The organism is Stappia sp. BW2, assembly GCF_008107695.1.
Classification (GTDB): domain Bacteria; phylum Pseudomonadota; class Alphaproteobacteria; order Rhizobiales; family Stappiaceae; genus Roseibium.
This window is the reverse complement of record NZ_VIRG01000070.1, coordinates 1,193,154-1,219,914: the sequence shown is the minus strand read 5'-3', so window position 1 is coordinate 1,219,914 and position 26,761 is coordinate 1,193,154. Positions and strand designations below refer to the sequence as shown.

Here is a 26,761-nt window from a genome sequence, read left to right as displayed (position 1 = left end):
CTTATTCTGCTGCTTCTGCCGCTCGCGTTTTGGCGAGCGCCGAACACTCGGCCATCGTCTTCGACGCGCGAGCGATCGGGTTGGTCAGGTAAAAGTCGCGGATCACATTGGCGAAGCCCGCGCTATCCATATTGGCCTTGGCGTTACCGAGCTTTTCGATATCGCCAGCATCACCGGCCTCGATCGCATCGATGCCCGTCATGTGCGGCACAGCTTCAAACAGCTTGGCACGCAATTCGGCAAGAGAGTTGAACTCCAGCGTCTGACCAAGAACCGCAGACAATGCCCGCAGGATTGCCCAGTCCTCGCGGGCATCGCCCGGAGGGAACGCAGCCCGGTCAGCCATCTGAACGCGGCCTTCGGTGTTGACGTAGATCGCGGATTTTTCCGTGTAGGCGGCACCTGGCAGAATCACGTCGGCACGATGTGCACCGCGGTCGCCATGCGTCCCCTGGTAGACAACGAAAGCCCCTTCCGGAACTTCAACTTCATCGACGCCGAGCAGGAACAGCACATCCAGTGCGCCCGGCTCGAGCATTGCGCCGGTGTCCTTGCCACCCTCGCCCGGTACGAAACCGAGATCGAGCGCGCCGACCTGCGAAGCTTCGGTGTGCAGGATGTTGAAACCGTTCCAGCCGTCTTTCACGACACCCAGAGACTTGGCAGCCTCGGCAAGCGTTGCCAGGATTTCAGCCCCGTCCGGACGGTTCAGCGCACCCTGGCCGATGATGAACATCGGACGCTCGGACTTTGCCGGAGCGTGCTTCACGAATTGCTTCAGGCTGTCCGGACCGGCCCCCAGATAGGTCACCGGATAGGTCAGGTCTGCATTTTCGCCGATCAGGCCGATGGTCACGTCGCCCCGGACCCAGCGTTTGCGGATACGGGCGTTCAGAACCGGTGCTTCCTGGCGCGGGTTGGTGCCAATCAGCATGATCGCGTCAGCGTCTTCAATGCCCTGGATGGTGCTGTTGAAGAGATAGCTTGCACGGCCATTTTTCGGATGCAGCGGAGATCCCGGGAAGCGGCTGTCGATGTTGGCAACACCAAGCTTTTCCATCAGGGTCTTCAGCGCAAACATGTCCTCAACGCCTGCCATCTGGCCGGCCAGAGCACCGACTTTGTCAGCGCTCGTGGCCTTCACCTTGTCGGCGATGATCTGGAACGCTTCGCCCCAGGACACAGGCTGCAGCTTGCCGTCCTTCTTGGCATAAGGCCGGTCGAGGCGCTGGGTCTTCAGACCGTCCCAGATGTAACGGGACTTGTCGGAGATCCACTCCTCGTTCACCTCTTCGTTGAGGCGTGGCATCACCCGCATGACTTCCTTGCCGCGCGTGTCGACACGGATCGCAGAGCCAACCGCGTCCATCACGTCGATGCTTTCGGTCTTGGTCAATTCCCAAGGACGGGCGTGAAACTCATAAGGCTTGTGCGTCAAGGCACCAACCGGGCAAAGGTCTGCGACGTTACCCTGCATTTCGGACGACAGAGCCGCCTCGAGATAGGTGGTGATTTCCGCATCTTCGCCGCGGCCGATCAGGCCCATATCGGTGACACCGCACACTTCCGTCGTGAAACGGACGCAACGTGTGCAGTGGATGCAGCGGGTCATGATCGTCTTGATCAGCGGACCGATTTCCTTGTTCTCGACGGCGCGCTTGTTCTCGTGGAACCTGGATCCGTCGACGCCATAGGCCATCGCCTGGTCCTGCAGGTCACACTCGCCGCCCTGGTCACAGATCGGGCAATCCAGCGGGTGGTTGATGAGCAGGAACTCCATCACCCCTTCGCGGGCCTTCTTGACCATTTCGGACTTGGTCTCGACCACCGGCGGCTCGCCGTTGGGTCCCGGACGCAGGTCCTTCACACCCATGGCGCAGGAGGCGGTCGGCTTGGGCGGTCCACCCTTCACTTCCACCAGGCACATGCGGCAGTTGCCGGCAATCGACAGCCGGTCATGGTAACAGAAGCGCGGAACCTCGGCGCCCGCCTCTTCACAGGCCTGAAGCAGCGTGTAATCCGCCGGGACTTCCACTTCCTTGCCGTCGATGATGAGCTTCGTCATCCGTTGCTCTCCAAATCCCGTTCCGCTTACTCAGCCGCCACCATGGTCGAAGAAGACTTCGACTTGGCGACATAGTCATCGATGCGTTGCTCGATAACAGGCCGGAAATTCTTGATCAAACCCTGGATCGGCCAGGCGGCCGCGTCCCCGAGTGCGCAAATCGTGTGGCCTTCGACCTGCTTGGTCACCTTGAACAGCATGTCGATTTCCTCATAGGAGGACTCACCCTTGACCATGCGTTCCATCACACGCCACATCCAGCCCGTGCCTTCACGGCACGGCGTGCACTGGCCGCAGCTTTCGTGTTTGTAGAAGTAGGACAGGCGGGCAATGGCCTTGATGATGTCCGTCGACTTGTCCATCACGATCACGGCCGCCGTGCCCAGGCCGGAGCCAAGGCCGCGCAACGTGTCGAAGTCCATCGGCGCGTCCTTGATCTGCTCCGACGTCAGACACGGAACAGATGAACCGCCCGGAATAACGGCAAGCAGATTGTCCCAACCGCCCCGGATGCCACCGCAATGCTTGTCGATCATCTCGGCAAACGGAACGCCCAGCTCTTCCTCGAAGGTCGACGGCTGGTTGACGTGACCGGAAACGCAGAAAAGCTTGGTACCTGTGTTGTTCGGACGGCCGAGCGCCGAGAACCATGCAGCACCGCGGCGCAGGATGGTCGGAGCAACAGCGATCGATTCCACGTTGTTCACCGTGGTCGGGCAACCATAGAGGCCGACGTTGGCCGGGAATGGCGGCTTCAGGCGCGGTTGGCCCTTCTTGCCTTCCAGGCTCTCCAGCAGCGCAGTTTCCTCGCCGCAGATGTAGGCGCCTGCACCGTGGTGGACATAAATGTCGAAGTCGTAGCCGTTCTTGTTGTTCTTGCCGATCAGACCGGCATCATACGCCTGGTCGATAGCTGCCTGAAGGCGTTCGCGCTCACGAATGAACTCGCCGCGTACGTAGATATAGGCAGCAATGGCACCCATCGCATAACCGGCGACGAGGCAACCTTCGACCAGCGTGTGCGGATCGTGCCGCAGAATTTCGCGGTCCTTGCAGGTGCCTGGCTCGGACTCGTCGGCGTTGACGACGAGATATGCCGGACGGCCATCGGACTCTTTCGGCATGAACGACCATTTCAAGCCAGTCGGGAAGCCCGCACCGCCACGGCCACGCAGACCCGAATCCTTCATTTCCTGAATGATCCAGTCGCGCCCCTTGTCGATGAGGCCCTTGGTATCGTCCCACTGTCCGCGCTTCTTGGCGCCTTCCAGGCCCCAGTCGTGGAGACCGTAGATATTGGTGAAGATCCGATCCTGATCCTTCAGCATCTCTTCCCCCTAGTCTTCGCTCTTGGAGGAGGCCACTTCACCGGCTTCCACGCGCTTGGAAAATTCCGTTTCCTCGCCGGAAGCGAGGATCTTTGCCTGTTCGACCCAGCCATCACGCTCGATCCGGCCCTTGAACTTCAACCGGCTATCGACCCAGGCAATCTCCTGAGGACCCCAGTTTGCGACCTGGTCGAAATGGTAGAACCCGAGTTCGTTGAGCGTTTCTTCCAGCTTGGGTCCGACGCCCTTGAGTTTCTTGAGGTCGTCTGCCTTGCCGTCACGCGCTGACTTCAGCAGCTCAGGCTCTTTCTCGACCTTACCGCCCTTGTCCGCTGCGGAGGTCTCGTCATCACTGGCATCAGCGGTGCGAGCAACCTCGACTTCTGTCCGGTCGTTTGAATCGGGACGACCCTTGTTCTCGCTGCGTGCCTTGGGTGTGGAAGGAGACGTTGCGGCGTCGCCCCCGCCAGACTGCGCCTTTTTGGGCGCTGCAGGCTTTGCTTTCTCCGGAGCGGCAACTTTGCCAACAGGTTCTTCGGTCTTCTGCTCGGATTTGGCTGCATGAGCAGCTCTCACACGAGCGACCGCGTCTTCAGCCGGCGTCGGCACACCATCATAATCGTTGCCGCCTGCGTTGATCGAAGGACCGGCAAAGGCATGAGAGGCTACTTCAGATCCATCGACCAGATGCGGGACAGGCAGAACACCCTTTGTATCGTCATCGATCTCGGTCAGGCTCGTTTGACCGCCTTCGGCCATGGCAAACCGGCGACCGTTTTGCGGGCCCGGAGTCACTTCCTTGCCGGCGGCAATATCATCGATCAGTTCGTTGAAGCTATCCGGCGTGAGGTCTTCATAGGTATCCTTGAAGATCTGCACCATCGGCGCATTCACGCAGGCTCCCAGGCACTCGACTTCTTCCCAGGAGAACATGCCGTCCTCGGAAATTTCATGCATGTGCTTGGCAATGCGGCTTTTGCAGATCTTGATCAGGTCTTCGGAACCGCGCAGCTGACAGGGCGTCGTACCGCAAACCTGGATGTGCGCCTTCTTTCCGACCGGCTGCAACTGGAACATGGTATAGAACGTTGCCACTTCCAGAACGCGGATCTTCGGCATGTCCAGCAGCTCCGCTATATAGCGGATCGCCGGCTCACTCACCCAGCCATCGTTCTGTTCCTGCGCACGCCACAAAAGCGGAATGACCGCGGAGGCCTGACGGCCTTCCGGATAACGGTCGATCAGCTTCTTCGCCCACTCGAGGTTCTTCTCGGTGAACGCGAAGCTTTCTGGTTGTTCCGCGGCAAGTCGACGAACTGCCATGGTGTTATCCCCGTTCTGTCATAATGACCGGAGCCGGACGGGCGGCTGCCAGGATCGAAAATTGGTTGTGAGCCGCCCGCATCAGCGGTCGACCTCACCGAACACGATGTCCATCGACCCCAGCACTGCCGAAACGTCGGCAAGCATGTGCCCGCGGCACAGGAAGTCCATGGCCTGTAGGTGGCTGTAACCCGGAGCCTTGATCTTGCAACGGTACGGCTTGTTGGTACCGTCCGCGACCACGTAGACGCCGAATTCACCCTTCGGTGCCTCGACGGCGGCGTAAACTTCGCCCTCGGGCACGTGATAGCCTTCGGTGTAAAGCTTGAAGTGGTGAATAAGCGCTTCCATGGAACGCTTCATCTCACCACGCTTCGGCGGCACGATCTTGCCGTCGATAGAGGAAATCGGACCGGTTTCGACGGTCAGCTTTTCAAGACACTGCTTCATGATCCGGACTGACTGGCGCATTTCTTCCATGCGGATCAGGTAGCGGTCATAGCAATCACCGTTCTTGCCGATCGGGATATCGAAATCAAGTTCGGAATAGCATTCATAAGGTTGCGACTTGCGCAGATCCCAAGGTGCACCGGAACCGCGAACCATCACACCGGAGAAGCCCCAAGCCCAGGCGTCATCCAGATCGACAACGCCGATGTCAACGTTACGCTGCTTGAAAATACGGTTGTCGGTCAGAAGCCCCTCGATATCGTCGAGCGTCTGCAGGAACGGATCGCAGAAGTCCCAGATATCGTCGAGCAACTCGCGCGACAGATCCTGGTGAACCCCGCCCGGACGGACGTAAGCGGCGTGCATACGCGCACCGCAGGCTCGCTCGTAGAACACCATCAGCTCTTCGCGGGGCTCAAAGCCCCAAAGCGGTGGCGTCAGGGCGCCGACGTCCATGGCCTGGGTCGTCACGTTCAGAAGGTGCGACAACAGACGGCCGATTTCCGAGTAAAGGACGCGGATCAACTGGCCGCGTTTGGGAACCTCAACACCGAGCATGCGCTCAACAGCGAGGGCAAACGCATGTTCCTGGTTCATCGGCGCCACATAGTCGAGGCGATCGAAATAAGGAACGGCCTGCAGATACGTCTTCTGCTCGATCAGCTTTTCGGTTCCACGGTGCAGGAGACCGATGTGCGGATCCACACGCGTTACCACTTCGCCGTCGAGTTCCAACACGAGGCGCAGCACACCGTGCGCCGCCGGGTGCTGCGGACCGAAGTTGATGTTGAAATTACGAACCTGAGCCTCAGCCATTTTGAGGTTCCTGCATTTTTTGCGTGAAATAGGCGATGACTTCGGGACCGGTCATTCTGCGGGTTTCATTAGCGAAAGCGTAGTTTTCCGGCTGTTCGTCAACGAAAATTTCGGACATGAACTTGAACACGGAAGGGTCGTCAAAGGCTTGCGCGGAAACGTTCACATGCGAGCCATCGGCCATGCGCCACATCAGTGAGGAACCGCATTTGCTGCAGAAAACCCGTTCGCCGTAGTCGGAAGACTTATACACGCCGAGCGCATCCTCACCTTCAACATCAAGACTGTCCATCGATCCGCAGCTGACGGCCATGTAGGTACCACCGGTCCAGCGGCGGCACATGGCGCAGTGGCAGACCCCCATTTCGCCGTCAACGGGCGTTGCGGTAAACCGCACTTCGCCGCAAAGACAACCACCTGAAAGTCGTTCGCTCATTCCTGCTCCGCCCCTCAGTTCGTCGTTGCCTTCTCGTCACCAGGCAGCACGTAGTCCGTGCCTTCCCAGGGCGAGAGGAAGTCGAAGGAGCGCATTTCCTGATTCAGGCGTACCGGTTCGTAGACAACGCGTTTCTTCTCGTCGTCGTAGCGAACTTCCACAAAGCCCGTAACCGGAAAGTCCTTGCGCAGCGGATGGCCGTCGAAACCGTAGTCGGTCAGGATACGGCGAAGATCCGGATGGCCGGAAAACAGAATGCCATACATGTCGTAGGCTTCCCGCTCGAACCATTCAGCACCAGGAAACAGCGGTGTCAGGGATGCGACCGGCGTATTCTCGTCGGTGGCCACCTTCACGCGGATGCGCTGGTTCTGAACAGGAGACAGGAAGTGATAGACAACGTCGAAGCGCTTTTCGCGCGACGGATAGTCCACACCGCAAATGTCCGTCAGATTGACAAACTTGCACGAACTGTTGTCGCGCAGAAAGCGGATCGCATCGAGAATATCGGTCGCGTTTACGGTCAGCGTCAGCTCACCGTATTCGACCTTCCAGGACACAAGGGACTCACCCAGACCGAGCTCGATATGCTCAGCGAGTTCCTTCAACGTCTCGTCCATCGTGTTCGACCTCACTCGTGGATCAACAGGCGGCTAACCGGTTCCGGTTACGTGCCAACTGCAGATCGATCCAGTTTGCCGGGTCTTCAGTGCGCCCCACAGGACGCGGCCCGGTCAGTCAGTTTTACGGGCGCCATGCGCCCATTTCCTCAAAAATCCGCCGCCTCTCCGGCGGCAGATCCTTATCGCTCGATCGTGCCCGTACGGCGGATCTTCTTTTGAAGCATCAACACGCCGTAGAGCAGCGCCTCGGCTGTCGGAGGACAGCCCGGCACGTAGATATCGACCGGCACGACCCGGTCACATCCACGCACCACAGAATAGGAATAGTGGTAGTAACCGCCACCATTGGCACAGGAGCCCATGGAGATGACATAGCGCGGCTCAGGCATCTGGTCGTAGACCTTGCGCAGCGCCGGCGCCATCTTGTTGGTCAGCGTTCCGGCAACGATCATGACATCGGACTGGCGTGGAGAAGCGCGCGGCGCGAAACCGAAGCGCTCGGCATCGTAGCGCGGCATGGACATCTGCATCATTTCCACGGCGCAGCACGCCAGACCGAACGTCATCCACATCAAAGAGCCGGTGCGGGCCCACTGGATGAGGTTGTCGGTGGAGGTGACGAGGAAACCCTTGTCGGCCAACTCGTTGTTGACTTCCATGAAGAATGCGTCATCCGCGCCGACAGGCTTGCCCGTGTTCGGGTCGATAACACCCTGCGGCTGCGGCGCGACGAGCGGCTTGGTCGTGGTCAATCCCATTCCAGCGCTCCCTTTTTCCATTCGTAGATGAAGCCGACGGTCAGGACACCGAGAAAGACCATCATGGACCAGAAGCCGAACCAGCCAAGGTCACCGAAAACAGTTGCCCAGGGGAACAGGAACGCGACTTCAAGGTCGAAGATGATGAATAGGATCGAGACCAGATAAAAGCGCACGTCGAATTTCATGCGCGCATCGTCGAAGGCGTTGAAACCGCACTCATAGGCCGACAGCTTTTCCGGATCCGGATTCCTGTAAGCCAGGATGAACGGCGAAATAAGCAGCGCAAGGCCGATCACCAGCGCAATGCCGATGAACACGACGATCGGGACATATTCCCGCAAGAGTTCTTCCATGTCTTTCGCGTCCTTGCATATGGAGGCGGATCGGGAGGCGATCCGGTGCCGGGGCTGCGCGCCCCGTTGCCTCATTATACCGGCAGGTCACGCAGTGCCCGTCGGCATAATGAAACCAACATGCGATCGCACGCTTAGCTTACGACTTGGTGCAACGCAAGACCCACATGCGGTCAAACTCTTGCCATGTTTGCACCTACTTCGCACCTACCCCCGACAAATCCTTAATTTCAGCCAGTTTGCAGGTGGGCAAAAACTTTGCACAACCCTTCAGGAAATATGCCGCACCTGCGTTCGTATTCAACCCGCGCGCAGAATCGCGAACTGCGACATTCAAACACCAAAAGAGCTGAAATTTGAATGAACTGCGCCGCACCTGCATTGAACGCATGATAGTCATATTACCGTCGATGCCAAGGGGGGCGACGACCGACGCAACAAGACAACCGCTTCAAGCGCGGCGTAACCATTTCGGCAGATTTATCTGGTGAAGAAGAGAAACCGTGAGTGGCGCGAGTGACGGGGCTCGAACCCGCGACCTCCGGCGTGACAGGCCGGCACTCTAACCAACTGAGCTACACCCGCACATTCACGGTATCTGCGCCATTTCCCGTTGCACCAAAGTACATTGATGGGAAGTGGCGCGAGTGACGGGGCTCGAACCCGCGACCTCCGGCGTGACAGGCCGGCACTCTAACCAACTGAGCTACACCCGCTTCGTCAGGCAACGCGTTGTCGCCCTGAAGTGGCGCTGATGTACGGCGGCTGGTTTGGGAAGTCAAGCACCCTATTCCATCCGAATTGCCGTTTTTTGACAAAGCCGCGCCCAATCGCAGATTTTCCCCAAGGCTGCTTTGCCATTCAATGTGGATAACTTCCTGTTTCGTAACGGAATTGTCTGTGCCTTGAGCGGCCATTTTCTGTTGGCTTCAAGCAAGACCGTTTCGCCGGCACACAAGGTGACTCAGGTTTGCGCGGCTCCAGCAAGCTGGCCGGGCATTATTATTCCGCAGGCACCAGCCGCGTGTCGCGCAGCAGGCCTTCCTTGGCGAGAATTGGAACGGCCGCGGCAGCGAACAAAGAATTGATTTCCTTGAGACTGCGCATCACCTCCAGATGGGCGTTGCTCGATTCCATGCTCTCAACCGTCTTGGACTTCAATCGCTCAAGATGCCGGTTATGGCTTTCCCTCTCCAGCGTGCGCATCTTGTCTTTTTCTGCAATCAGCTCACGCGCGGAAGCGACATCGGCGGAGACCAGCACATTGAGGGCCAACTCCATATTTGCCAGAACGCGGTCGTGCATCCAGGTCAGCTCCTTCAGCCCTTCCTGCGAAAAGCTGATCTTGTTTTTCTGCAGTTCAAGCGCAAGTTCGAGAAGGTTCTTTGCCACCAGGTCACCTGCCCTCTCCAGATTGACCGCGAAACCGACCAGTTCCATGCTGCGTTCGGCCTGTTCTCCAGTCAGCTCTCCTCGGTTTACCTCCGCGATATAGAGTTTGACCGAGGAGTGGATCGCGTTGACCTGATTGTCCAACTGCTGCAGGCGCCTGATTTCCGGCTCACTGCCCTTCTCCAGCATCATGAGAACCGGTCTGGCCATCACCTCGACCAGCTCTCCCATGCGCAGCAACTCGCGTGTAGCGCTGGCAAGGGCGAGCCTGGGATTGCCGATCAGTTGTTTGTCGAGCGCGCTTTGCGGCATCAGCCGGTCCCTCTCCTCTGCTTCCTGAGTGTCAGGCACCAGGCGCTCGACCAGCCAGGCCACCGGCTTCGTCAGTGGCAGACAGACAAGAACGAGAAGAAGATTGAAGAGGACATGAACGGCAACAATCTGCTGTGCCGGATCCGTGCTGAGCGCTGCCAGCGGCAAATCGTGAACTTCTAGCGCCAGCATCACCAGCACAGCACCGGTGGATCTGAACACAAAATTTCCGAGTGGCAGAAGCTTGGCCTTGCGGTCCATGCCGCGCGTCAGCCAGAGCGCGACGATACCGGCACCGATGTTTGCCCCCAGAACAAGCGGAATGGCGGCCTCGTGCGGCAGACCTGTCTTCTGCACCAGGGCAGCGATCATCAGAACAGCTGCCACGCTGGAATGCACCAGAAACGCCAGCAGAGCGCCAACGGCCATTGCCGTCGGCGTGTCCTGCGCAAGGTAGCCTGCAAACTGCGGCATGAATCGCGCTTCCTTCAAAGGCGTTGTCGCCTCGCCGATCATTTGCAGCGCAATCAGAATAAAGGCAATTCCCAAAAGAATGCGTCCGATCTGCTTTGCAGACCGCGCGTCGAGCTTCAGGAACAGCCAGGCGCCACCTCCCAACAAGAGAGGCACCAGCCAACTGAGATCGAAGACCAGGAACTGTACGACAAGCGCCGAGCCGAGATCGGCCCCCAACAGCACCGCCAATCCGGCAGCGGTGGTAATAAAACCGGATGTCGCAAATCCTGCCGCCAGAATCGCAACCGCTGTTGCGCTTTGCAGCAAGATGGCAACAGCTGTTCCCGACAAGGCGCCGGCAACCGGCCCGGCAGACGCCTTGCCAATGGCACGCCTGAGCGAGGGCCCGGCAGCTCTTTCAAACCCCGTTCGCACCATCCGAACCGCGTACAGGAGCAGCATGACCGCCCCGAACATCTTGATGAAAACTAGGATCCCCATCGCGCCAAGTAGCTACCTTCAAACAGTTTTTTATTTAGCCGAAGAAGTTTATCGGACAAAAAGGAAAAAGAAAACTCACCAATCGAAGGCAAAACGAAATCAACACAGCACAAAAGCGCAACCGAGCGCAGGAACCCGGGAGACAATGTGAGTTTGACCGTCTCCGCCAGCCGGTCGCTTGGCGGAGCCTAACGACAGCAAACAATGCAAATAGCCCCCGATGCACAGACACCGTGGGTTCAATTGGCGGATTTTACGAGGGGGAATGGTGGGCGATGAGAGACTCGAACTCCCGACATCTTCGGTGTAAACGAAGCGCTCTACCAACTGAGCTAATCGCCCTCAACGAGGTGAGACGCCTTTTAGGGGCTCGCCAGCTGCTTGGCAAGAGCAAAATCTCAGATTTCTACTTCCATGCCAAAGCCTGTGGATGACGGTGGGAACTGAAGGCAAACTGGCTATTCCGGAAGCAGGAGAAAGCCAACACCATGCTGACGTCACGCCGGTCAATTCTGACAGGAATTTTGTCAGGTCTCTTCGCTCTGCCGCTTTTGAAAGGAGCCCGCGCTGCCTCTTCTGCCAATGGCCGCAAAGCGTTGGTCATCGGCGCAGGTATCGCCGGTTTGGCTGCGGCGAAAACGCTGGCAGACAGTGGTTTTTCTGTAATCGTGCTTGAGGCTCGCAGCCGGATCGGCGGCCGTCTGCATACCGACAGGTCACTGGGTACGCCGCTGGATCTTGGAGCAAGCTGGATCCACGGAACCAGAGCCAACCCGATCACGGAGCTCGCACAGCGTTTCTCTCAACCACTGTTCGACTGGGACTATGATAACGAGGAGGTCTTCGATCTGACCGGACATGATGGCCGCTCGGTCGAGCGTTTCGAGATCTTCGCAGATGCTCTGGAGGGCTTCATGGAGGAAAATGAAACCTCCCTCTCCCGGATTTCCGCCAAGAATGCCATCAGGAAGATTCGCCAACAGAGATCCCTGTTGCAGCTCACAGATGACGAAATCGGCTTTCTGGCGCATAGCCTGCTGGAGCAGGAATTCGCAGCTTCAACCACCGAATTGTCGCTGGCGGGCGTAGACGAAGGCACGGCATTTGGTGGACCCGATGCGGTGCTGCCAGACGGCTACGACAAGATTGCACTAGGGGTATCTCAAGGATTGACCATCCTCACCGAAGCCGTCGTGGACCGCATCGAGCATTCCTCGAAAGGCGTCAGCGTCAGCGTCGCAGGCAAGGTTCTTGAGGCTGATTATGCGGTCTGCACGGTGCCTCTCGGTGCCCTGAAGGCTGGTTCAATCGCCTTTTCCCCGCCTCTCCCCGATACCAAGCGCCGCGCTATCGATGCTCTCGGGATGGGCTTGCTCGACAAGGTCTATCTGTCGTTTCCAGAACCCTTCTGGCACGAAACCGTCCTGAATTTCGGCCGCATCTCCACCACCCATGACGCATTTGCCTATTGGCCAAATCTTTTTCCCGTCACCGGAAAACCGATTCTCTGCGCACTGAATGCCGGAGCCTTTGCGCTGGAACTTGAAAAGCTCAGTGAAGAGAACCGCAGACGCGCCGCCTTTGAAGCGCTGCAGACCATGTTCGGACGCGACATACCGCCACCTGTCACCAGCATAAGCTCAGCCTGGCAACAGGATAAGTGGACACAAGGCTCCTACTCTTTCTTGCCGGTTGATGTGGCGCCCGGTGCAAGAACAGCTCTGGCTGCGAACCTCAACAGCCGGGTCTTCTTTGCTGGAGAAGCAACAGTTGCCGACTATCCGGCAACCGTACACGGCGCCTGGCTTTCCGGACAACGCGTCGCGCAAGAGGCAATCGCGCACGCCAGGTAAGCCTACTGGAACTTGTAGGCAAACTCGAGCATGTCGACGAGCCCGCGCTGCGGGTTGTCCGCGGCAAGACCGTTCTGATTGAAGAATTGCACCAGACGGGCAATCCCTTGCTGATCGTTCGGTCCCCTCGGCGGCGGCTGATCCATGAGCTTTGCGGCTATAATCCAGGACATCGTCCGGCGAAGACGATTCTGATTTGCGCTGAAGTCGGGATTGCTGGCGGCACGTTCGAACAAGCCGCCCCAGGCCTGATTGACGGCATCATTGATAGCCTCGACCCGAATGAAACCGGCCTTGTTGGGACTGCGCGCCTTGTTGAGAAGGTGATCGATATTATAGCCGGCAAGGTCGGATGGCGTCGCCTTGATGCCATAGACCTGTTCGACAAAACGCAGCCAGGCTTTCTGATAGGAGGAATAACCCGCCCTCACCCAGACGCTGGCATATTCATCCGGATTGCCGGGTTTCCGCACGACAGCAACGTTTTTCAGGCTGCTCCTGCCGACTTTGGCAGTGTGTACGTCATCATCAAAATCATCGAGGAACACCAGGTGGCCAAGGGCTTCAGGGTGTTCCACCTGAACCTGCACCAGAGGGTTACGGACCCAGGCATCAAAAAGCGCCCGCTGGCGCCTGCGGATCAAGGCTTGCAGTGACATTCCAACTCCTGTCGAGCAATTGGCATCGCCTCACGACAGGCGGACTATACTGAAGACGGCGCACGTCGCCAGCCCTCCACCCAAAATAGATCAGCCAGACAAGAAAAACCCCGCATCCGTTTCCGGATACGGGGCTCAGCGAAGAAATCGCAGGTGAGCGCTATTAGGCGTTCACGGCGTCCTTCAGGCCTTTGCCGGCCTTGAACTTCGGCGTCTTAGAAGCCGGGATCTGAATCGTTTCGCCAGTCCGCGGATTACGGCCTTCGGTTGCTGCACGTTCGGAAACAGTGAAGTTACCAAAACCGATGATGCGGACTTCGTCACCGCTTTTCAGCGTTTGGGTCACAGCATCAAAAGTTGCGTCAACTGCTTCGCCTGCCTGCGCCTTGGTGAGGCCGGTCTTTTCTGCAACAGCTGCGATCAGATCGTTCTTATTCATAGCAGATACCTTTCTAAGAAACGGCAGATTGCCGACGATTCCTGTCAGCGCCGTTGCGCGAAATTCGGTTGATTTGAACTGAAACGCAAGTGGTTTTTTCGCAGAAAACAGCCATTTCGACCGATTATTCAAAAGAAAAGCCCCGGTTTTCCCGGGGCTCTCCAATTTATGCACTGCAATGTCGCGATTAGTGGGCAAGAACACCGGAGGCGTCATCGTCCTTTTCACGCGCTTTGGTTGCGGCCTCGTGGGCTGTCTCATCCCATTCGATGGGTTCAGGCTGACGGATAAGAGCGTTTTTCAGCACTTCTTCCATGCCCGAAACCGGGATGATCTCAAGCGAGTTCTTGACCGAGTCCGGAATGTCCGCCAGATCCTTGGCGTTGTCTTCCGGGATCATGACCAGCTTGATGCCTCCACGCAGAGCGGCCAGCAGCTTTTCCTTCAGACCACCGATCGGAAGGATGCGACCGCGCAGGGTGATTTCACCAGTCATCGCCACATCCCGGCGAACCGGAATTCCAGTCATGGTCGAGATCACGGCCGTTGCCATGGCAATACCCGCGGACGGGCCATCCTTGGGGGTGGCGCCTTCCGGAACGTGGACGTGAATGTCCTTCTTCTCGAAGGTCGGCGGTTCGATGCCGTAATCGATCGCCCGCGAACGGACGTAGGACGCCGCTGCAGAAATCGATTCCTTCATCACGTCTTTCAGGTTGCCGGTGACGGTCATCTTGCCTTTACCAGGCATCATGACGCCTTCGATGGTGAGCAACTCACCCCCGACTTCCGTCCAGGCAAGGCCAGTCACGACACCGACCTGATCTTCAAGTTCAGCTTCACCGTAACGGTAACGCGGAACGCCGAGATATTTCTCGACAACTTCGCTCGTCACCGTGATGCTTTCCTTGTCGCTCATCAGGATGTCCTTGACCGCCTTACGGGCCAGGGTTGCCATTTCACGCTCAAGGTTACGCACACCTGCTTCACGGGTGTAGCGGCGCACGATGAAGTGAAGCGCTTCATCCTCGATGGAGAACTCACCTTCACGCAGGCCGTGATCCTTCTCGGCTTTCGGAATGAGGTGACGGCGGCAGATTTCCACCTTCTCTTCTTCCGTGTAGCCGGCAATGCGGATCACTTCCATACGGTCCATCAACGGGCCCGGAATGTTCAGCGTGTTCGCCGTCGTAACGAACATCACATCCGAGAGGTCGTATTCGACTTCCAGATAGTGGTCCATGAAGGACGAGTTCTGTTCCGGATCCAGCACTTCCAGCAGAGCCGAAGACGGATCGCCGCGGAAATCCATGCCCATCTTGTCGATTTCATCGAGCAGGAAGAGCGGGTTGGACTTCTTCGCCTTCTTCATCGACTGAATAACCTTGCCGGGCATCGAGCCAATGTACGTCCGGCGGTGACCGCGGATTTCCGCTTCGTCACGCACACCGCCAAGCGACATGCGAACGAATTCACGTCCAGTGGCCTTCGCAATTGACTTGCCGAGCGAGGTCTTACCGACGCCGGGAGGGCCAACGAGACACAGGATCGGACCACGCAGCTTGTTGGCCCGGCTCTGCACTGCCAGATACTCCACGATCCGTTCCTTGACCTTCTCCAGGCCATAATGGTCGGTGTCGAGCACCTTCTCGGAGAAGGCAAGATCGTGTTTGACCTTGGACTTCTTGTTCCACGGAATGCCGATCATCCAGTCCAGATAGTTGCGCACGACGGTCGCTTCCGCGGACATCGGGCTCATCTGTTTCAGTTTCTTTATCTCGGCCGCGGCGCGTTCACGCGCTTCCTTGGTCAGCTTGGTCTTCTTGATCTTGTCTTCGAGTTCGGCAATCTCGTCGCGGCCGTCCTCGCTGTCGCCGAGTTCCTTCTGAATGGCCTTCATCTGCTCATTCAGATAATACTCGCGCTGGGTCTTCTCCATCTGCCGCTTGACGCGGGAGCGAATGCGCTTTTCAACCTGCAGGACAGAGATTTCACTCTCCATCATGCCCAGAACGCGCTCAAGCCGCTCTGCGACGGAAACCACGCCGAGGATTTCCTGCTTTTCCGGAATCTTGATTGCCAGATGAGACGCAACCGTATCGGCCAGCTTGGAATAATCGTCGATCTGATTGATCGCACCCAGAACTTCCGGAGAAACCTTCTTGTTCAGCTTCACGTAGTTTTCGAACTCGGACACGACCGAGCGCGCAAGCGCTTCGATTTCGATGTTCTCGCCATCACGCTCCGGCAGAACCGTTGCGGAGGCTTCGAAGTAGTCGGTACGGTCGGTGTAATCGCCGATCTGCGCACGTGCGCCGCCTTCCACCAGAACCTTGACCGTGTTGTCGGGCAGCTTGAGAAGCTGCAGGACGGTCGCAAGGGTGCCGACGTTGTAGATCTGGTCCGGATTGGGATCATCGTCAGCGGCATTCATCTGTGTCGCCAGAAGAATGTGCTTGTCGGTGGTCATCACCTCTTCGAGCGCCTTGATTGACTTCTCGCGGCCGACGAACAGCGGCACGATCATATGCGGGAAGACAACGATGTCGCGCAGGGGCAAGACGGGGTAGACAGACGTGCTGTCCTGATCTGTGGCGCGAATTTCTGCGTCGCTCATTTTTTTTCCTTTCTCAGCGTGTCCCGGCCCCACTCGGTAAAAGGCAGCCAAAACACTGGAAAACGGCTTCGAACCGAAGGTCCTGAAGGCCAGACCACGGCACCCCTGATGGGCGCGCCGACAATCCGCATAAGCCGTCCTTAGGCCTATTAGGTGGACACCAGACCTGCCGGTGTCAAGGCAATCGGTTGCTGCCCACAGGTCTTGTCTGTTGACGACTCATCGTGCCGGTGGAAAACGCTGCACCACATGGCCCTGTCGCCCAAAAACAAAATGCCGCTCGGTTGGAGCGGCATTTCGTCAAAGTCACTGGAAACAGACTTCAGCGCCTCAGGCGCTGGTAGCCGATGTTTCTTCACGGTCTTCGTAAATGTAGAGCGGGCGCGCCTCGCCCTTCACGACTTCCGGAGAGATCACGACTTCCTTCACGCCCTTCAGACCCGGCAGCTCATACATCGTATCGAGCAGGATGGATTCAAGGATCGAGCGCAGGCCACGAGCACCGGTCTTGCGTTCGATGGCCCGGCGGGCGATTGCCTTGAGGGCTTCCTCGTGGAAGGACAGTTCAACCTGTTCCATTTCGAAGAGACGCTGATACTGCTTGACCAGAGCGTTCTTGGGCTCTGTCAGGATCGTGACCAGGGCGTCCTCATCGAGGTCTTCAAGGGTCGCAATCACCGGCAGACGGCCGACGAATTCAGGAATAAGACCGAATTTCAGCAGATCTTCCGGTTCCAGTTCGGAAAACAGCTCACCAATGCGGCGATCTTCAGGTGCATGGACCTTGGCCTGGAAGCCGATGGAGGTCTGCGTTCCGCGGTCGGAGATGATCTTGTCGAGACCGGCAAAAGCACCACCACAGATAAACAGGATGTTGGTCGTGTCCACCTGCAGGAATTCCTGCTGCGGATGTTTGCGACCACCCTGAGGCGGAACAGAAGCAACAGTGCCTTCCATGATCTTCAGAAGTGCCTGCTGAACACCCTCGCCCGAAACGTCCCGGGTAATCGACGGATTGTCGGCCTTGCGGCTGATCTTGTCGACCTCATCGATATAAACGATGCCGCGCTGCGCACGCTCGACATTGTAGTCGGCGGACTGCAGAAGCTTCAGGATGATGTTCTCAACGTCCTCGCCCACGTAACCGGCTTCGGTCAGCGTGGTGGCATCTGCCATGGTGAAAGGCACGTCCAGAATGCGGGCAAGGGTCTGCGCAAGCAGCGTCTTGCCGCAACCGGTCGGCCCGACCAGCAGGATGTTTGATTTCGCCAGCTCGACATCGTTGTTCTTCGATGCGTGATTGAGGCGCTTGTAATGGTTGTGAACGGCGACCGACAGAACCTTCTTCGCGCTGCCCTGCCCGATGACATAGTCATCCAGAACATCGCGAATTTCCTGAGGAGTCGGGATCCCGTCCCGTGATTTCACTAGCGAGGATTTGTTCTCCTCACGAATGATATCCATGCACAGCTCGACACATTCATCGCAAATGAAAACAGTCGGGCCGGCGATCAGCTTGCGAACTTCATGCTGGCTCTTGCCGCAGAAGGAGCAGTAAAGCGTATTCTTGGAATCGCTGCCGCTGGCCTTGGTCATGTAGTCAACCTCGCGTTTACGGGGGATATTTCCCCTTAATCTCTCCGGTTAAGGCCAAATTATGACTGAACCGGTTCAGAAGCGGCGCACACGCGCCACTTCACATTGTGATGTCATCATGCTTCGCCAGTAAAAATCAATATAGGTTTAAGGCGAAGATGAAAACCCGGCATCACCCGAGGATTTTCCGGCTTTAAGCGTGGAAATTCAATCCATGCTTAAAGCCGGGTAACTCTCTCACTTCTCTTCGTCGCTGCCGAGCGTGTTGCGGTCGGTGATCACCTTGTCGACGATCCCGAATTCTTTAGCTTTTTCAGCGGTCATGAAGTTGTCACGTTCCAGCGCGCCCTCGACCTGGTCGAGAGTACGGCCGGTGTGCTTCACGTAAATATCATTCAGCCGGCGCTTCATAGCCAGGATTTCCTGTGCATGAAGCATGATGTCGGCCGCCTGACCGCGGAAACCGCCGGAAGGCTGGTGCACCATCACCCGCGCATTCGGCAGGATGTAGCGCATACCCTTCTCGCCTGCGGTCAGAAGGAGCGAGCCCATGGAAGCGGCCTGGCCAATGCAGAGCGTCGACACAGCCGGACGAATGAACTGCATGGTATCATAGATCGCGAGACCGGAGGTCACGAGACCTCCCGGGGAATTGATGTAGATCGCGATCTCTTTGCTCGGGTTTTCAGCTTCCAGATACAGAAGCTGAGCGCTTACCAGGGTTGCCATATGATCCTCGACCGGGCCGGTCAGGAAGATGATGCGCTCCTTCAGCAGGCGCGAATAGATATCGAAGGCCCGCTCTCCCCGGTTGGTCTGCTCGACCACCATAGGCACGAGAGTGTTCATGTAGATATCGACAGGATCCTTCATACCTCATCCATATGCTTGAGATGTTGCCTGGAGACTCTCCAGACAGGAAACAGGCCTTGAAGCGCATCGATTCAGGGCCTGACTCGAAAAAAGCGACACCCCGTATATATGGGATGTCGCCCTCAACGCAAAGTCATGACAGATGCGGCGTGAATGCAAGGTTAAATCTGCAGCCACATCTGGGGATAGACGGGAAAACCGATTGGCCAGATTGGCCGCTATCGAGAGGATGCTCTCGATAGCGGTTTGACCTTAGGATTCGTCTTCTTCCTCAGCGACCAGCTTCTCCAACTCTTCCTTGGTCACCGTCTTGTCGGTCACCTTGGCGAGTTCCAGCATGAAGTCGACGACCTTTTCCTCGTAGATCGGCGCACGCAGGGAAGCCAGAGCCTGCTGGTTGTTCTTGTAGAATTCGAACACCTGCTGTTCCTGACCCGGGAACTGGCGGACGCGGTCGTACAGAGCGCGCTGCAGTTCTTCGTCAGTCACCTGGATGTTGTTCTGCTCACCGATTTCGGACAGGACAAGACCAAGACGGACGCGGCGTTCAGCGATCTTGCGGTATTCCGCTTTCGCTTCTTCTTCCGTCGTTTCTTCGTCTTCGAAGGTCTTCTCGTTGCGCTGCATGTCTTCTTCGACCTGACGCCAGACGACATCGAACTCGGAGTTCAGAAGCTTCTCGGGCAGGTCGAACGAATAGTGCTCGTCCAGCTTGTCGAGCAGCTGGCGCTTGACGCGCTGACGGGTCATCTGACCGAACTGGCCTTCGATCTGGCCGCGGACGATTTCCTTCAACTTGTCGAGAGACTCAAGGCCGAGGTTCTTCGCAAACTCATCATCGACCTTGGCTTCGCCGGGAGCTGCAACTTCCTTGACGACGACGTCAAAGGTTGCTGCCTTGCCGGCCAGATGTGCAGCCGGATAGTCGTCCGGGAAGGACACTTCCACGACCTTCTCGTCGCCAGCCTTCACGCCAACGAGCTGCTCTTCGAAGCCCGGGATGAACTGACCGGAACCGAGAACCAGCATGCCGTTTTCGTCGGCACCGCCTTCAAAAGGCTCGCCGTCGATCTTGCCAAGGTAGGACATGGTGACGCGGTCGCCGTCGGCAGCCGCACCGTCTTTCGCGTCGAACGGAGCGTTGTTCTTGGCAATCTGCGAAACCTGCTCGTCGACTTCTTCTTCGGCGATTTCAACGACCGGACGCTCGATTTCGATACCGGAAAAATCGACGATCTCGAAGCTCGGCAGAATGTCGTAGGTCATCTTGAAGGAAAGATCGGCGTCACCGGCCATGATCTTCTCGGCATCTTCTTCCGGCAGATCGATTTCCGGGGTCAGAGCCGGGCGCTCGGAGCGCTCCTCAACGGCCTTCTGAGTCGTTTCCTGGATGGTGTTCGACAGGATCTCGGCCATGGCCTGGCGGCCATACATCTTTTTCAGATGGGCCAGCGGAACCTTGCCCGGGCGGAAGCCCTTGATGTTGGCCTTGGATTTCAGGTCGGCCATGTAATCGTCGAGCTTGGCGGCGAGATCACCAGCCGGAATGTCGATTTTCAGCTCACGCTTAAGGCCCTCGGAGAGGGTTTCGGTTACCTGCATGGGTTTTGTCGTCCTCGGTCCCGAGCGGCAATCCGCCCCGGAGGTTTCGTTTTTAAAATCCCGTGTGCCGCATTGCCTGCACTCCCCTTTTGCCGGGAGCGTTCAAACGGCAACGCATCGCCTTGAACACAGTCCAAGACGCACGATGGGAGCGCGATACTGCGTAGGCCCGAAAGTGTCAAGGGGAGACAAGGGTTTTGCTGGCGTAAATCGCCTGAAATCGGCTCTTTCGGCAAGGTCATTTGATCTTTGCCGACCACCTGGGCCGAAACGTTCGCCCCTGGCTTCACCGGTATTCCCGCAGCACATGTCGCAGCCGAACACTGCGCCTGCCGCACCAGCTGCACCACAACGATGCTCCTTACCAAGGCGGCACTTGAGCGCGTAGCGCCTGCAAGGCTTTCAACACCCAGCCCAACAAGTGACGACCGCACCGGATCATGGCTCAAAGGGAGAAGCCTAAATCAGCCCGAATACCAGCAGGCATGGAAATATCGATCATAGAGAAGAATGGTGCGGATGGAGGGACTTGAACCCCCACGCCTTGCGGCACCAGAACCTAAATCTGGCGTGTCTACCAATTTCACCACATCCGCATCGCAGTGAGTGACCCGGCACCCAGCGATTTAAGCGGGGCCTCTATAGCATCGCAAATTTTCCCGTCAAAGGAAAAAGCGGTGCTTTGCCTCATCGGAAACCGGACTTCTCCACAAGTGTGCGAAGCGCAGGTTTCAGGGCTGTCTCAAGATCCTCTGAGGTCAGCCCCGGTCCCGCCTCCCGGCCCGCTTCACCGTGTAGCCAGACCGCCATTGCCGCCGCCTCAAAGCCGGGAACGCCCTGCGCCAGCAGACCGACAACGATTCCGGCGAGCACGTCGCCGGACCCTGCCGTTGCAAGCCATGGCGGCGCATTGCAATTGATCGCCGCCCGCCCATCCGGTGCTGCAACAACACTGTCCGGCCCCTTCAAAATCAAGACAGCCCCGGATCTACGCGCAGCCGCGCGAGCGCGGGATAACTTGTCACCGGAAAGATCAGGGAAAAGACGGACAAACTCCCCCTCATGCGGCGTCAGGACAACAGGCTCCGGATGCGATTTCAGACGAACGAACAATTCGGATGGGTCGTCCGCGAAACTCGTCAGCGCATCGGCATCGAGAACGCTTGCCCGCTTGCCATCCAGAATATCCGCAGCTGCCAAGCGCGTCTTTTCCCCGACACCATAGCCTGGACCTATCAGAACCGCATTGAGGCGCCTGTCTGACAAGAGGTCGCGAATTCCGGTTTCGGATGCAACCTTCTTCAGCATCACTGCCGTCAGATGGCTGGCATTGACCAGAAGCGCATCCGGGGGCGAGGCCAGCGTGACGAGGCCCGCCCCTGCCCGCAATGCAGCTCCGGCAGACAGCCGCGCAGCGCCTGTCGCCGCAACCGGCCCGCCGAAAACAACCGCATGTCCTCTGGAATACTTGTGTCCGGTGGGCGCGACTTGCGGCCAACTGCCCAACCAGAGTTCGGGACCGTTGGCGAATACGGCGGGCGCGATTTGATCGAGCACACCCGCTTCGATGCCGATCTGCGCAACACTGATCCGGCCACAGAGTTGCCGGCCGGGATAAAGCAGATGTCCCGGTTTCTGACGGAAAAAGGTGACAGTCTCACGTGCGCTGACGGCCTCGCCATCAACCACCCCGTTTGCCCCCTGAACTCCCGACGCCAGATCCACGGCAAGCACAGCGGTACCGGAAGCATTGACAGCTCGGACCACCTCCGCAACACCACCGGTCAAAGCCCGGTCCAATCCGGCACCGAAAAGAGCATCTACAATCAAATCGGCATCTGTCAGAGAAGTGTTTAAGTCGCCCACGACATGATCGCCCTCTGCCGCAAGAAGGGCAGAAAGTTTCATACGCTGAAAAGCTTCAAGCGCATCCCCTTTCAGACCATCTGGTGACTTGAGCAGCCTGACTTCAACGTCGTATCCCGCCGCGGCCAGACAACGCGCTGCAATGAAGCCATCGCCGCCATTGTTGCCGGGTCCGCACAGAACGACGATCCGGCCCGATGCATGCACCATATCCGCGGCAGCTTTCGCCACGGCCAGGCCCGCACGTTCCATCAAGTCAATTCCCGGAACGCCGCCCTCTATTGTGAGTCGGTCCGCAGTTCCCATTTCCTGCGGGGTCAGCAGCGCACATTGCAACATAGCGTCGTGCTGGCTCATTTTTCAGCCACCTCTTCTCTTCGCCCCAGCCTAACCGGATCTTGCGCCCTGCAACCAGGTTCAGACCAGAGGCACGGAAATGCGGATGGCGACACCTTTGGCGGTGAATTGCCGATCGATCTTGCCGTTCATCTCGCCAGCCACCAAGGCTTCCATAAGCCTGCTGCCGAAGCCGAAGGTCTTCGGAGACTCGACCACCTTGCCGGTCTCCTCAAGCCAATCGAGCTCAAGCTGCATGCCCTTTTTTGCCGGGACGACCCTCCAGACCACTTCGAAGCGCCCGTTCTGAGCGAAGACATCGGAATATTTCATCGCGTTCGTCGCAAGTTCGTGAAACACCAGCCCGAGTGCATGAGTGCCGGTCTCACTGAGCTGAACCGCCGGCCCCGCAAGTTTGATGCCCTGGGCTCCTTCGCCGAAAACCTGTTCAAGCTCTTGCAGAAGCAATGCCTTCAGATCGGCCTTTGACCATCTGGAGCGGGTCAGGAGATCCTGGGCATTTGCCATCGCCTGCAACCGTGAACTGAACGAATCGTTGAATTCCTCCAGACTTTCGGAAGCTCCGGCTGTCTGGCGGGCAATTGCAAGAATGCGCGCAATCGAATTCTTGATCCTGTGCTTCATTTCCTGAAGCATCAGGTCCTTTTCCTGGATCGTCTTTTCAGACATTTCCTTCAGGCGCTGATTGGCCTCTCTCGCCCGCAACCGGGAACGAATCGAAACCGCGAAAGCCGCAGAGAAAAGCAGAGAGACCGAGCCAAGCATGAAGGTACGCCAATAAAGAAAGGCATTGTCCTTGTGGGCTGCTTCGATAACCGAGATCTCCCAAACTCTCCCGCCAACTTCAATCTGCCGCGTTACAAGATAGCGCGCCTCTCCGGCACGCTCTTCAAAACCTTCCGATGTATAAAGGTGTTCGGCGGCACCGTCCGTAACATCGGTGGTGTTGACGAGAACCGGAACCGGAGTTGGTGACGTCAGCGCAGCCTTGTGCAGATCTCCGGTACGAAATGGCGCATAAACAAAGCCTTCGATCCGATCTTCCCCGTTCAGCGTTTCTCCGCTGCCATCCTCCACTGCCAAAAGGGGCAGATACGCCAGAAAGCCGGTTTGCTTTTCGTTTGTGATTTCCTGAACAAGCATCACAGGGGCCGAGGCCTTCACGTCAAAATTTTCAGCTGACGCAATCATCGCTTTACGGCGTGTTTCATCGGCAAACATATCGTAGCCCAGAGCAGCCTTGTTACGCAGATCCAGCGGCTCAATCAAAACGATGGGAGTACGATACGGCTGATCTGTAGCCGGCCAGACCTGACGTTCCAGGTCATAGTTCTCCAGCAACAGCTGGCTGGCTTCATCCTCGCTACCGGCCCGTGTCAATCTGGCGAAGCCAATCCCCTGCATTCCCGACAGATGCCCCTTGAGGAAAAGCCCCAAGGCAAAGCTCTGAAACTTGGGCCGAGATATCGACCCGCGATCGGCTTCAAAAAACGAATGCGTTGCCGCAATGAGGGAAAAATTCTGTTCGGTGCGTCCGCGAATACGGTCAACAGCTTCTTCGGCGAGTATTTCGAATTCGCGTCGCTCAACGGCCCGCTCCCTGTCCAGAATGACATAGGTGAGCGACAGGCCAATCGCCGCACTTATCACGAACACAAGAAGGGGTATGTGTCTTTTCATCGCCGCTGGCCTGACCCTGGAAGAAAGCTTGAAGGACTCAGAATTAGAAAGTTTTCACGGGCCCGGCAACAAAATCATTTGCAAAACGAACATGAAAACAACAAGAATCTTCATAACATTTGTTAATTTCAGTATTCGCGACAGTATCAATCAAAAAATACGTAAGCTTAAATCCGGGAACAACGTTAAGTCGAACACATTCCCTCAAGGCCTTAAGCAGATCAACGAAAATCCTAGGCCCAGATCATATCTTCACGCCCCTCCTGACGAACGTTGTAGTCTGTTTTGGGAAACAACAGGCTGTACGAAATGCTGCCGGCGGACACACTGAATGTAGCAGACCCGCTCAGGGACTGCGGTAACACCGTTTCGAGCAACAACGCTGAAAAGGCACTTCTGTGCTGCTCTTCCACGCTACCTGCCGTTTTCTCATCAGCTTCCGGTGCAGCGGCACAGCCGGCAGTCCAGTTGATGGACAGACACGCCCGCCCCCGATGCAGTATCGTCTTGCAGGTAAGAGATATGTTGCCAACACCCTCCAGCCCTGAATCGGAAAACGTCGAAGCAATCAATTCATGCAGCCCAAGCCCCACATAAAGCGCAGCATTGGGCGTCAGCAGCGGGTTTTCGCCTGTCGTAGAAATCGGAACAACGCGCCTTGCGCCGAACAGCAGCATTTGAGATCGCGCAAGATCGAAAAGGCGCACACCGAACCAGTCAGCTTCCGTCACAAGGTCCTGGGAATTGGAGAGGGAAAAGATACGCCCCTGAAACTCGGCTATGAACTGCTCAAGAGACCCTGAATAGCGCGCGGACTGCGTGGCAAGGCTCTGAATGACCGCCAGAAGATTTTTCGACCTGTGGCTGACCTCAAGCAGCAGATCCTTGAGCGCCTGCTCCCTGCGGCTGCTTTCAGTGATGTCGACGATGGTTGTCAGAACCTGTGAAACGTCTTTGACACCGGCAATCGTTTCGATGTGGACTTCAAAAATCTGACCACTGTCGGTCATGACCTGCAGTTTAGCCGCTTGCCCGGTTTGCAGCACCACCTTCTTTGCCTCACCGAGCTGCCTGCCGATGCCCGCACCAAAGATTTCCTCATCCGTCGGGGCATCCCCGACAGGCGCTGACCAAATATGCGGCAGGTTCGTGATGTAGAGGTAATTCAGCAAGTCGTCCTGCAGCATGACGCAGGTACGCGAACGCAACAGGGCGAGAATGAGGTATTCCCGAAGCTGCTCATCGGACTGGCTGGCATTGTGCCATGTAAGCCTGCGCAAAGATTTCCTCACTAAAATTTGCAGACCAGACGCTGCGTTCATCAAAAACCAGCAGGGACTGGCACTCTCGCGTTTACCTTCGTAGCACGCCCGCGATGAGCGAAAGTACTAAAACCGCACCAAACAATCCGGCCAGGATGAGAGCAACCGGCACCGTTGCACCTCCCATTCCCAAGAAACCGAACGTGCCGGCGACAAGTGCGATGGCCACGAGAGCCAAAGCATAAAAGAGCATAAGTGTCTCCATTCTCCCGTGTGTCTGCAACGCACAACGATAAGGATGGTTCCTCGCTCGGAAATTGCGCTATCTCGGCCTACGTCCTTTTCACCGCCTTGTTGCCGCACTCGATTGACGTGAGATTGTGCAAATCACCATGCGCACAGCGGATGTACGTCTGGACCAAATGATAAAATACAGCCTACTTTTTAATCTGTTTGCTCAATTTAACATCATATGACCAATGTCATGTGTGGTAGGCAATCATTCCGTTCGTATAATTTGCCGCTTTTAGTGGCGGATTTCCCCGAACGGGTAAAATTTCCGGGGTGGCATGCCGGGTTGGCACACATCGTGCTTTATTGCTGACAACGGTCCCTTCCGGGCTCGGGTGGGTCGCTTTGACCTGCGCACCGGAAAAGGGCACGCCGAACTTATCCGGCCTTTAAAGTGGAGAGAGACACAAGGTGATGAAAAAGATCGAAGCGATCATCAAGCCCTTCAAATTGGACGAGGTCAAAGAAGCTCTGCAAGAGGTCGGTCTCCAGGGCATCACCGTCACGGAAGCCAAGGGTTTTGGTCGCCAGAAAGGCCACACGGAACTTTATCGCGGCGCAGAATACGTCGTGGATTTCCTGCCGAAGGTGAAGGTGGAAATCGTGCTTGGCGACGACATGGTTGAAAAAGCCGTTGACGCCATCAGATCCGCCGCGCAAACAGGCCGCATTGGCGACGGCAAGATCTTCGTATCAAATATCGAAGAAGCAGTCCGTATCCGTACCGGTGAATCCGGCATAGACGCTATCTGACCCACCCATTCCGGCAACCGCCGGCAATCCGAATTCCGGTCCCACGCAACGGAGCCAAATATTAGACACTTTGCAGGACCGGAACAGTACCCAACCG

General features: G+C 57.2%; 21 protein-coding genes and 4 tRNA genes. 2 read left to right on the top strand and 23 right to left on the bottom strand.

Annotated features, from left to right (window positions below):
* Position 1 precedes the first annotated feature (1 nt).
* The 12 genes from nuoG to FMN63_RS24560 form a co-directional block, all read right to left on the bottom strand.
* A complete protein-coding gene (gene nuoG, locus FMN63_RS24615) occupies positions 2–2,065 on the bottom strand; it encodes an NADH-quinone oxidoreductase subunit NuoG (RefSeq protein WP_148586733.1) in 2,064 nt (687 codons plus the stop codon).
* Between the two features lie 26 nt (positions 2,066–2,091).
* Positions 2,092–3,393 carry an NADH-quinone oxidoreductase subunit NuoF gene (gene nuoF / locus FMN63_RS24610; protein ID WP_148586732.1) on the bottom strand — a complete coding sequence of 434 codons (1,302 nt, stop codon included), beginning with the start codon at positions 3,391–3,393 and terminating at the stop codon, positions 2,092–2,094.
* 9 nt (positions 3,394–3,402) lie between these two features.
* On the bottom strand, positions 3,403–4,716 hold the full coding sequence (nuoE, locus tag FMN63_RS24605; protein WP_148586731.1) for an NADH-quinone oxidoreductase subunit NuoE: 1,314 nt from the start codon (positions 4,714–4,716) through the stop codon (positions 3,403–3,405).
* A gap of 81 nt (positions 4,717–4,797) precedes the next feature.
* Positions 4,798–5,982, bottom strand: coding sequence for an NADH-quinone oxidoreductase subunit D (locus FMN63_RS24600; protein ID WP_148586730.1), 1,185 nt, complete (start codon positions 5,980–5,982; stop codon positions 4,798–4,800).
* Positions 5,975–6,418 (bottom strand): GFA family protein, encoded by a 444-nt coding sequence (locus tag FMN63_RS24595; protein WP_148586729.1) that lies wholly within the window; start codon positions 6,416–6,418, stop codon positions 5,975–5,977. Before FMN63_RS24595 ends, FMN63_RS24600 begins: the two co-directional genes overlap by 8 nt.
* A gap of 14 nt (positions 6,419–6,432) precedes the next feature.
* Positions 6,433–7,038, bottom strand: a complete 606-nt coding sequence (locus tag FMN63_RS24590; protein WP_148586728.1) for an NADH-quinone oxidoreductase subunit C — start codon at positions 7,036–7,038, stop codon at positions 6,433–6,435.
* A gap of 182 nt (positions 7,039–7,220) precedes the next feature.
* A complete protein-coding gene (locus tag FMN63_RS24585) occupies positions 7,221–7,799 on the bottom strand; it encodes a NuoB/complex I 20 kDa subunit family protein (protein ID WP_148586727.1) in 579 nt (192 codons plus the stop codon).
* Positions 7,790–8,155, bottom strand: coding sequence for an NADH-quinone oxidoreductase subunit A (locus FMN63_RS24580; protein ID WP_148586726.1), 366 nt, complete (start codon positions 8,153–8,155; stop codon positions 7,790–7,792). The genes FMN63_RS24585 and FMN63_RS24580 overlap by 10 nt, the downstream gene beginning before the upstream one ends.
* Before the next feature lie 508 nt (positions 8,156–8,663).
* Positions 8,664–8,740: transfer RNA gene (locus FMN63_RS24575), tRNA-Asp, on the bottom strand.
* 54 nt (positions 8,741–8,794) lie between these two features.
* Positions 8,795–8,871: transfer RNA gene (locus tag FMN63_RS24570), tRNA-Asp, on the bottom strand.
* 286 nt (positions 8,872–9,157) lie between these two features.
* A complete protein-coding gene (locus tag FMN63_RS24565) occupies positions 9,158–10,816 on the bottom strand; it encodes a Na/Pi cotransporter family protein (protein ID WP_148586725.1) in 1,659 nt (552 codons plus the stop codon).
* A gap of 266 nt (positions 10,817–11,082) precedes the next feature.
* Positions 11,083–11,158: transfer RNA gene (locus FMN63_RS24560), tRNA-Val, on the bottom strand.
* Positions 11,159–11,304: 146 nt separating this feature from the next.
* Here FMN63_RS24560 and FMN63_RS24555 point away from each other — a divergent pair.
* Entirely contained in the window at positions 11,305–12,669 is a 1,365-nt protein-coding gene (locus FMN63_RS24555; RefSeq protein WP_148586724.1) for a flavin monoamine oxidase family protein, read from the top strand.
* Between the two features lie 2 nt (positions 12,670–12,671).
* Here the strand turns inward: FMN63_RS24555 and FMN63_RS24550 are convergent, their stop codons facing one another.
* The 11 genes from FMN63_RS24550 to FMN63_RS24500 form a co-directional block, all read right to left on the bottom strand.
* On the bottom strand, positions 12,672–13,328 hold the full coding sequence (locus tag FMN63_RS24550) for a hypothetical protein (protein ID WP_148586723.1): 657 nt from the start codon (positions 13,326–13,328) through the stop codon (positions 12,672–12,674).
* Between the two features lie 163 nt (positions 13,329–13,491).
* Positions 13,492–13,767: a non-specific DNA-binding protein Hbs gene (gene hbs / locus FMN63_RS24545; RefSeq protein WP_006934728.1), complete on the bottom strand. Its 276-nt coding sequence runs from the start codon at positions 13,765–13,767 to the stop codon at positions 13,492–13,494.
* A gap of 187 nt (positions 13,768–13,954) precedes the next feature.
* Positions 13,955–16,384, bottom strand: a complete 2,430-nt coding sequence (lon, locus tag FMN63_RS24540) for an endopeptidase La (RefSeq protein WP_148586722.1) — start codon at positions 16,382–16,384, stop codon at positions 13,955–13,957.
* A 330-nt stretch (positions 16,385–16,714) separates the two neighbouring features.
* Complete coding sequence (gene clpX, locus FMN63_RS24535; protein WP_148586721.1) at positions 16,715–17,980, bottom strand: ATP-dependent Clp protease ATP-binding subunit ClpX; 1,266 nt, start codon at positions 17,978–17,980, stop codon at positions 16,715–16,717.
* A gap of 237 nt (positions 17,981–18,217) precedes the next feature.
* Positions 18,218–18,853 (bottom strand): ATP-dependent Clp protease proteolytic subunit, encoded by a 636-nt coding sequence (locus tag FMN63_RS24530; protein ID WP_148586720.1) that lies wholly within the window; start codon positions 18,851–18,853, stop codon positions 18,218–18,220.
* Between the two features lie 252 nt (positions 18,854–19,105).
* On the bottom strand, positions 19,106–20,455 hold the full coding sequence (gene tig, locus FMN63_RS24525; protein WP_148586719.1) for a trigger factor: 1,350 nt from the start codon (positions 20,453–20,455) through the stop codon (positions 19,106–19,108).
* A gap of 511 nt (positions 20,456–20,966) precedes the next feature.
* A tRNA-Leu gene (locus tag FMN63_RS24520) sits at positions 20,967–21,051 on the bottom strand.
* A gap of 91 nt (positions 21,052–21,142) precedes the next feature.
* Entirely contained in the window at positions 21,143–22,678 is a 1,536-nt protein-coding gene (locus FMN63_RS24515; RefSeq protein ID WP_148586718.1) for an NAD(P)H-hydrate dehydratase, read from the bottom strand.
* A 60-nt stretch (positions 22,679–22,738) separates the two neighbouring features.
* On the bottom strand, positions 22,739–24,358 hold the full coding sequence (locus FMN63_RS24510; protein ID WP_148586717.1) for a CHASE domain-containing protein: 1,620 nt from the start codon (positions 24,356–24,358) through the stop codon (positions 22,739–22,741).
* Between the two features lie 233 nt (positions 24,359–24,591).
* The gene (locus FMN63_RS24505) at positions 24,592–25,638 is read right to left on the bottom strand and encodes an HWE histidine kinase domain-containing protein (RefSeq protein ID WP_162530107.1); all 1,047 of its coding nucleotides are present in this window, start codon (positions 25,636–25,638) and stop codon (positions 24,592–24,594) included.
* Between the two features lie 73 nt (positions 25,639–25,711).
* Positions 25,712–25,873: a DUF1328 domain-containing protein gene (locus tag FMN63_RS24500; protein WP_162530106.1), complete on the bottom strand. Its 162-nt coding sequence runs from the start codon at positions 25,871–25,873 to the stop codon at positions 25,712–25,714.
* Between the two features lie 452 nt (positions 25,874–26,325).
* On the opposite strand from FMN63_RS24500, the gene FMN63_RS24495 reads away from it, so the two are divergent.
* Positions 26,326–26,664, top strand: coding sequence for a P-II family nitrogen regulator (locus tag FMN63_RS24495; protein WP_006934743.1), 339 nt, complete (start codon positions 26,326–26,328; stop codon positions 26,662–26,664).
* The last annotated feature ends 97 nt before the right edge of the window (positions 26,665–26,761 follow it).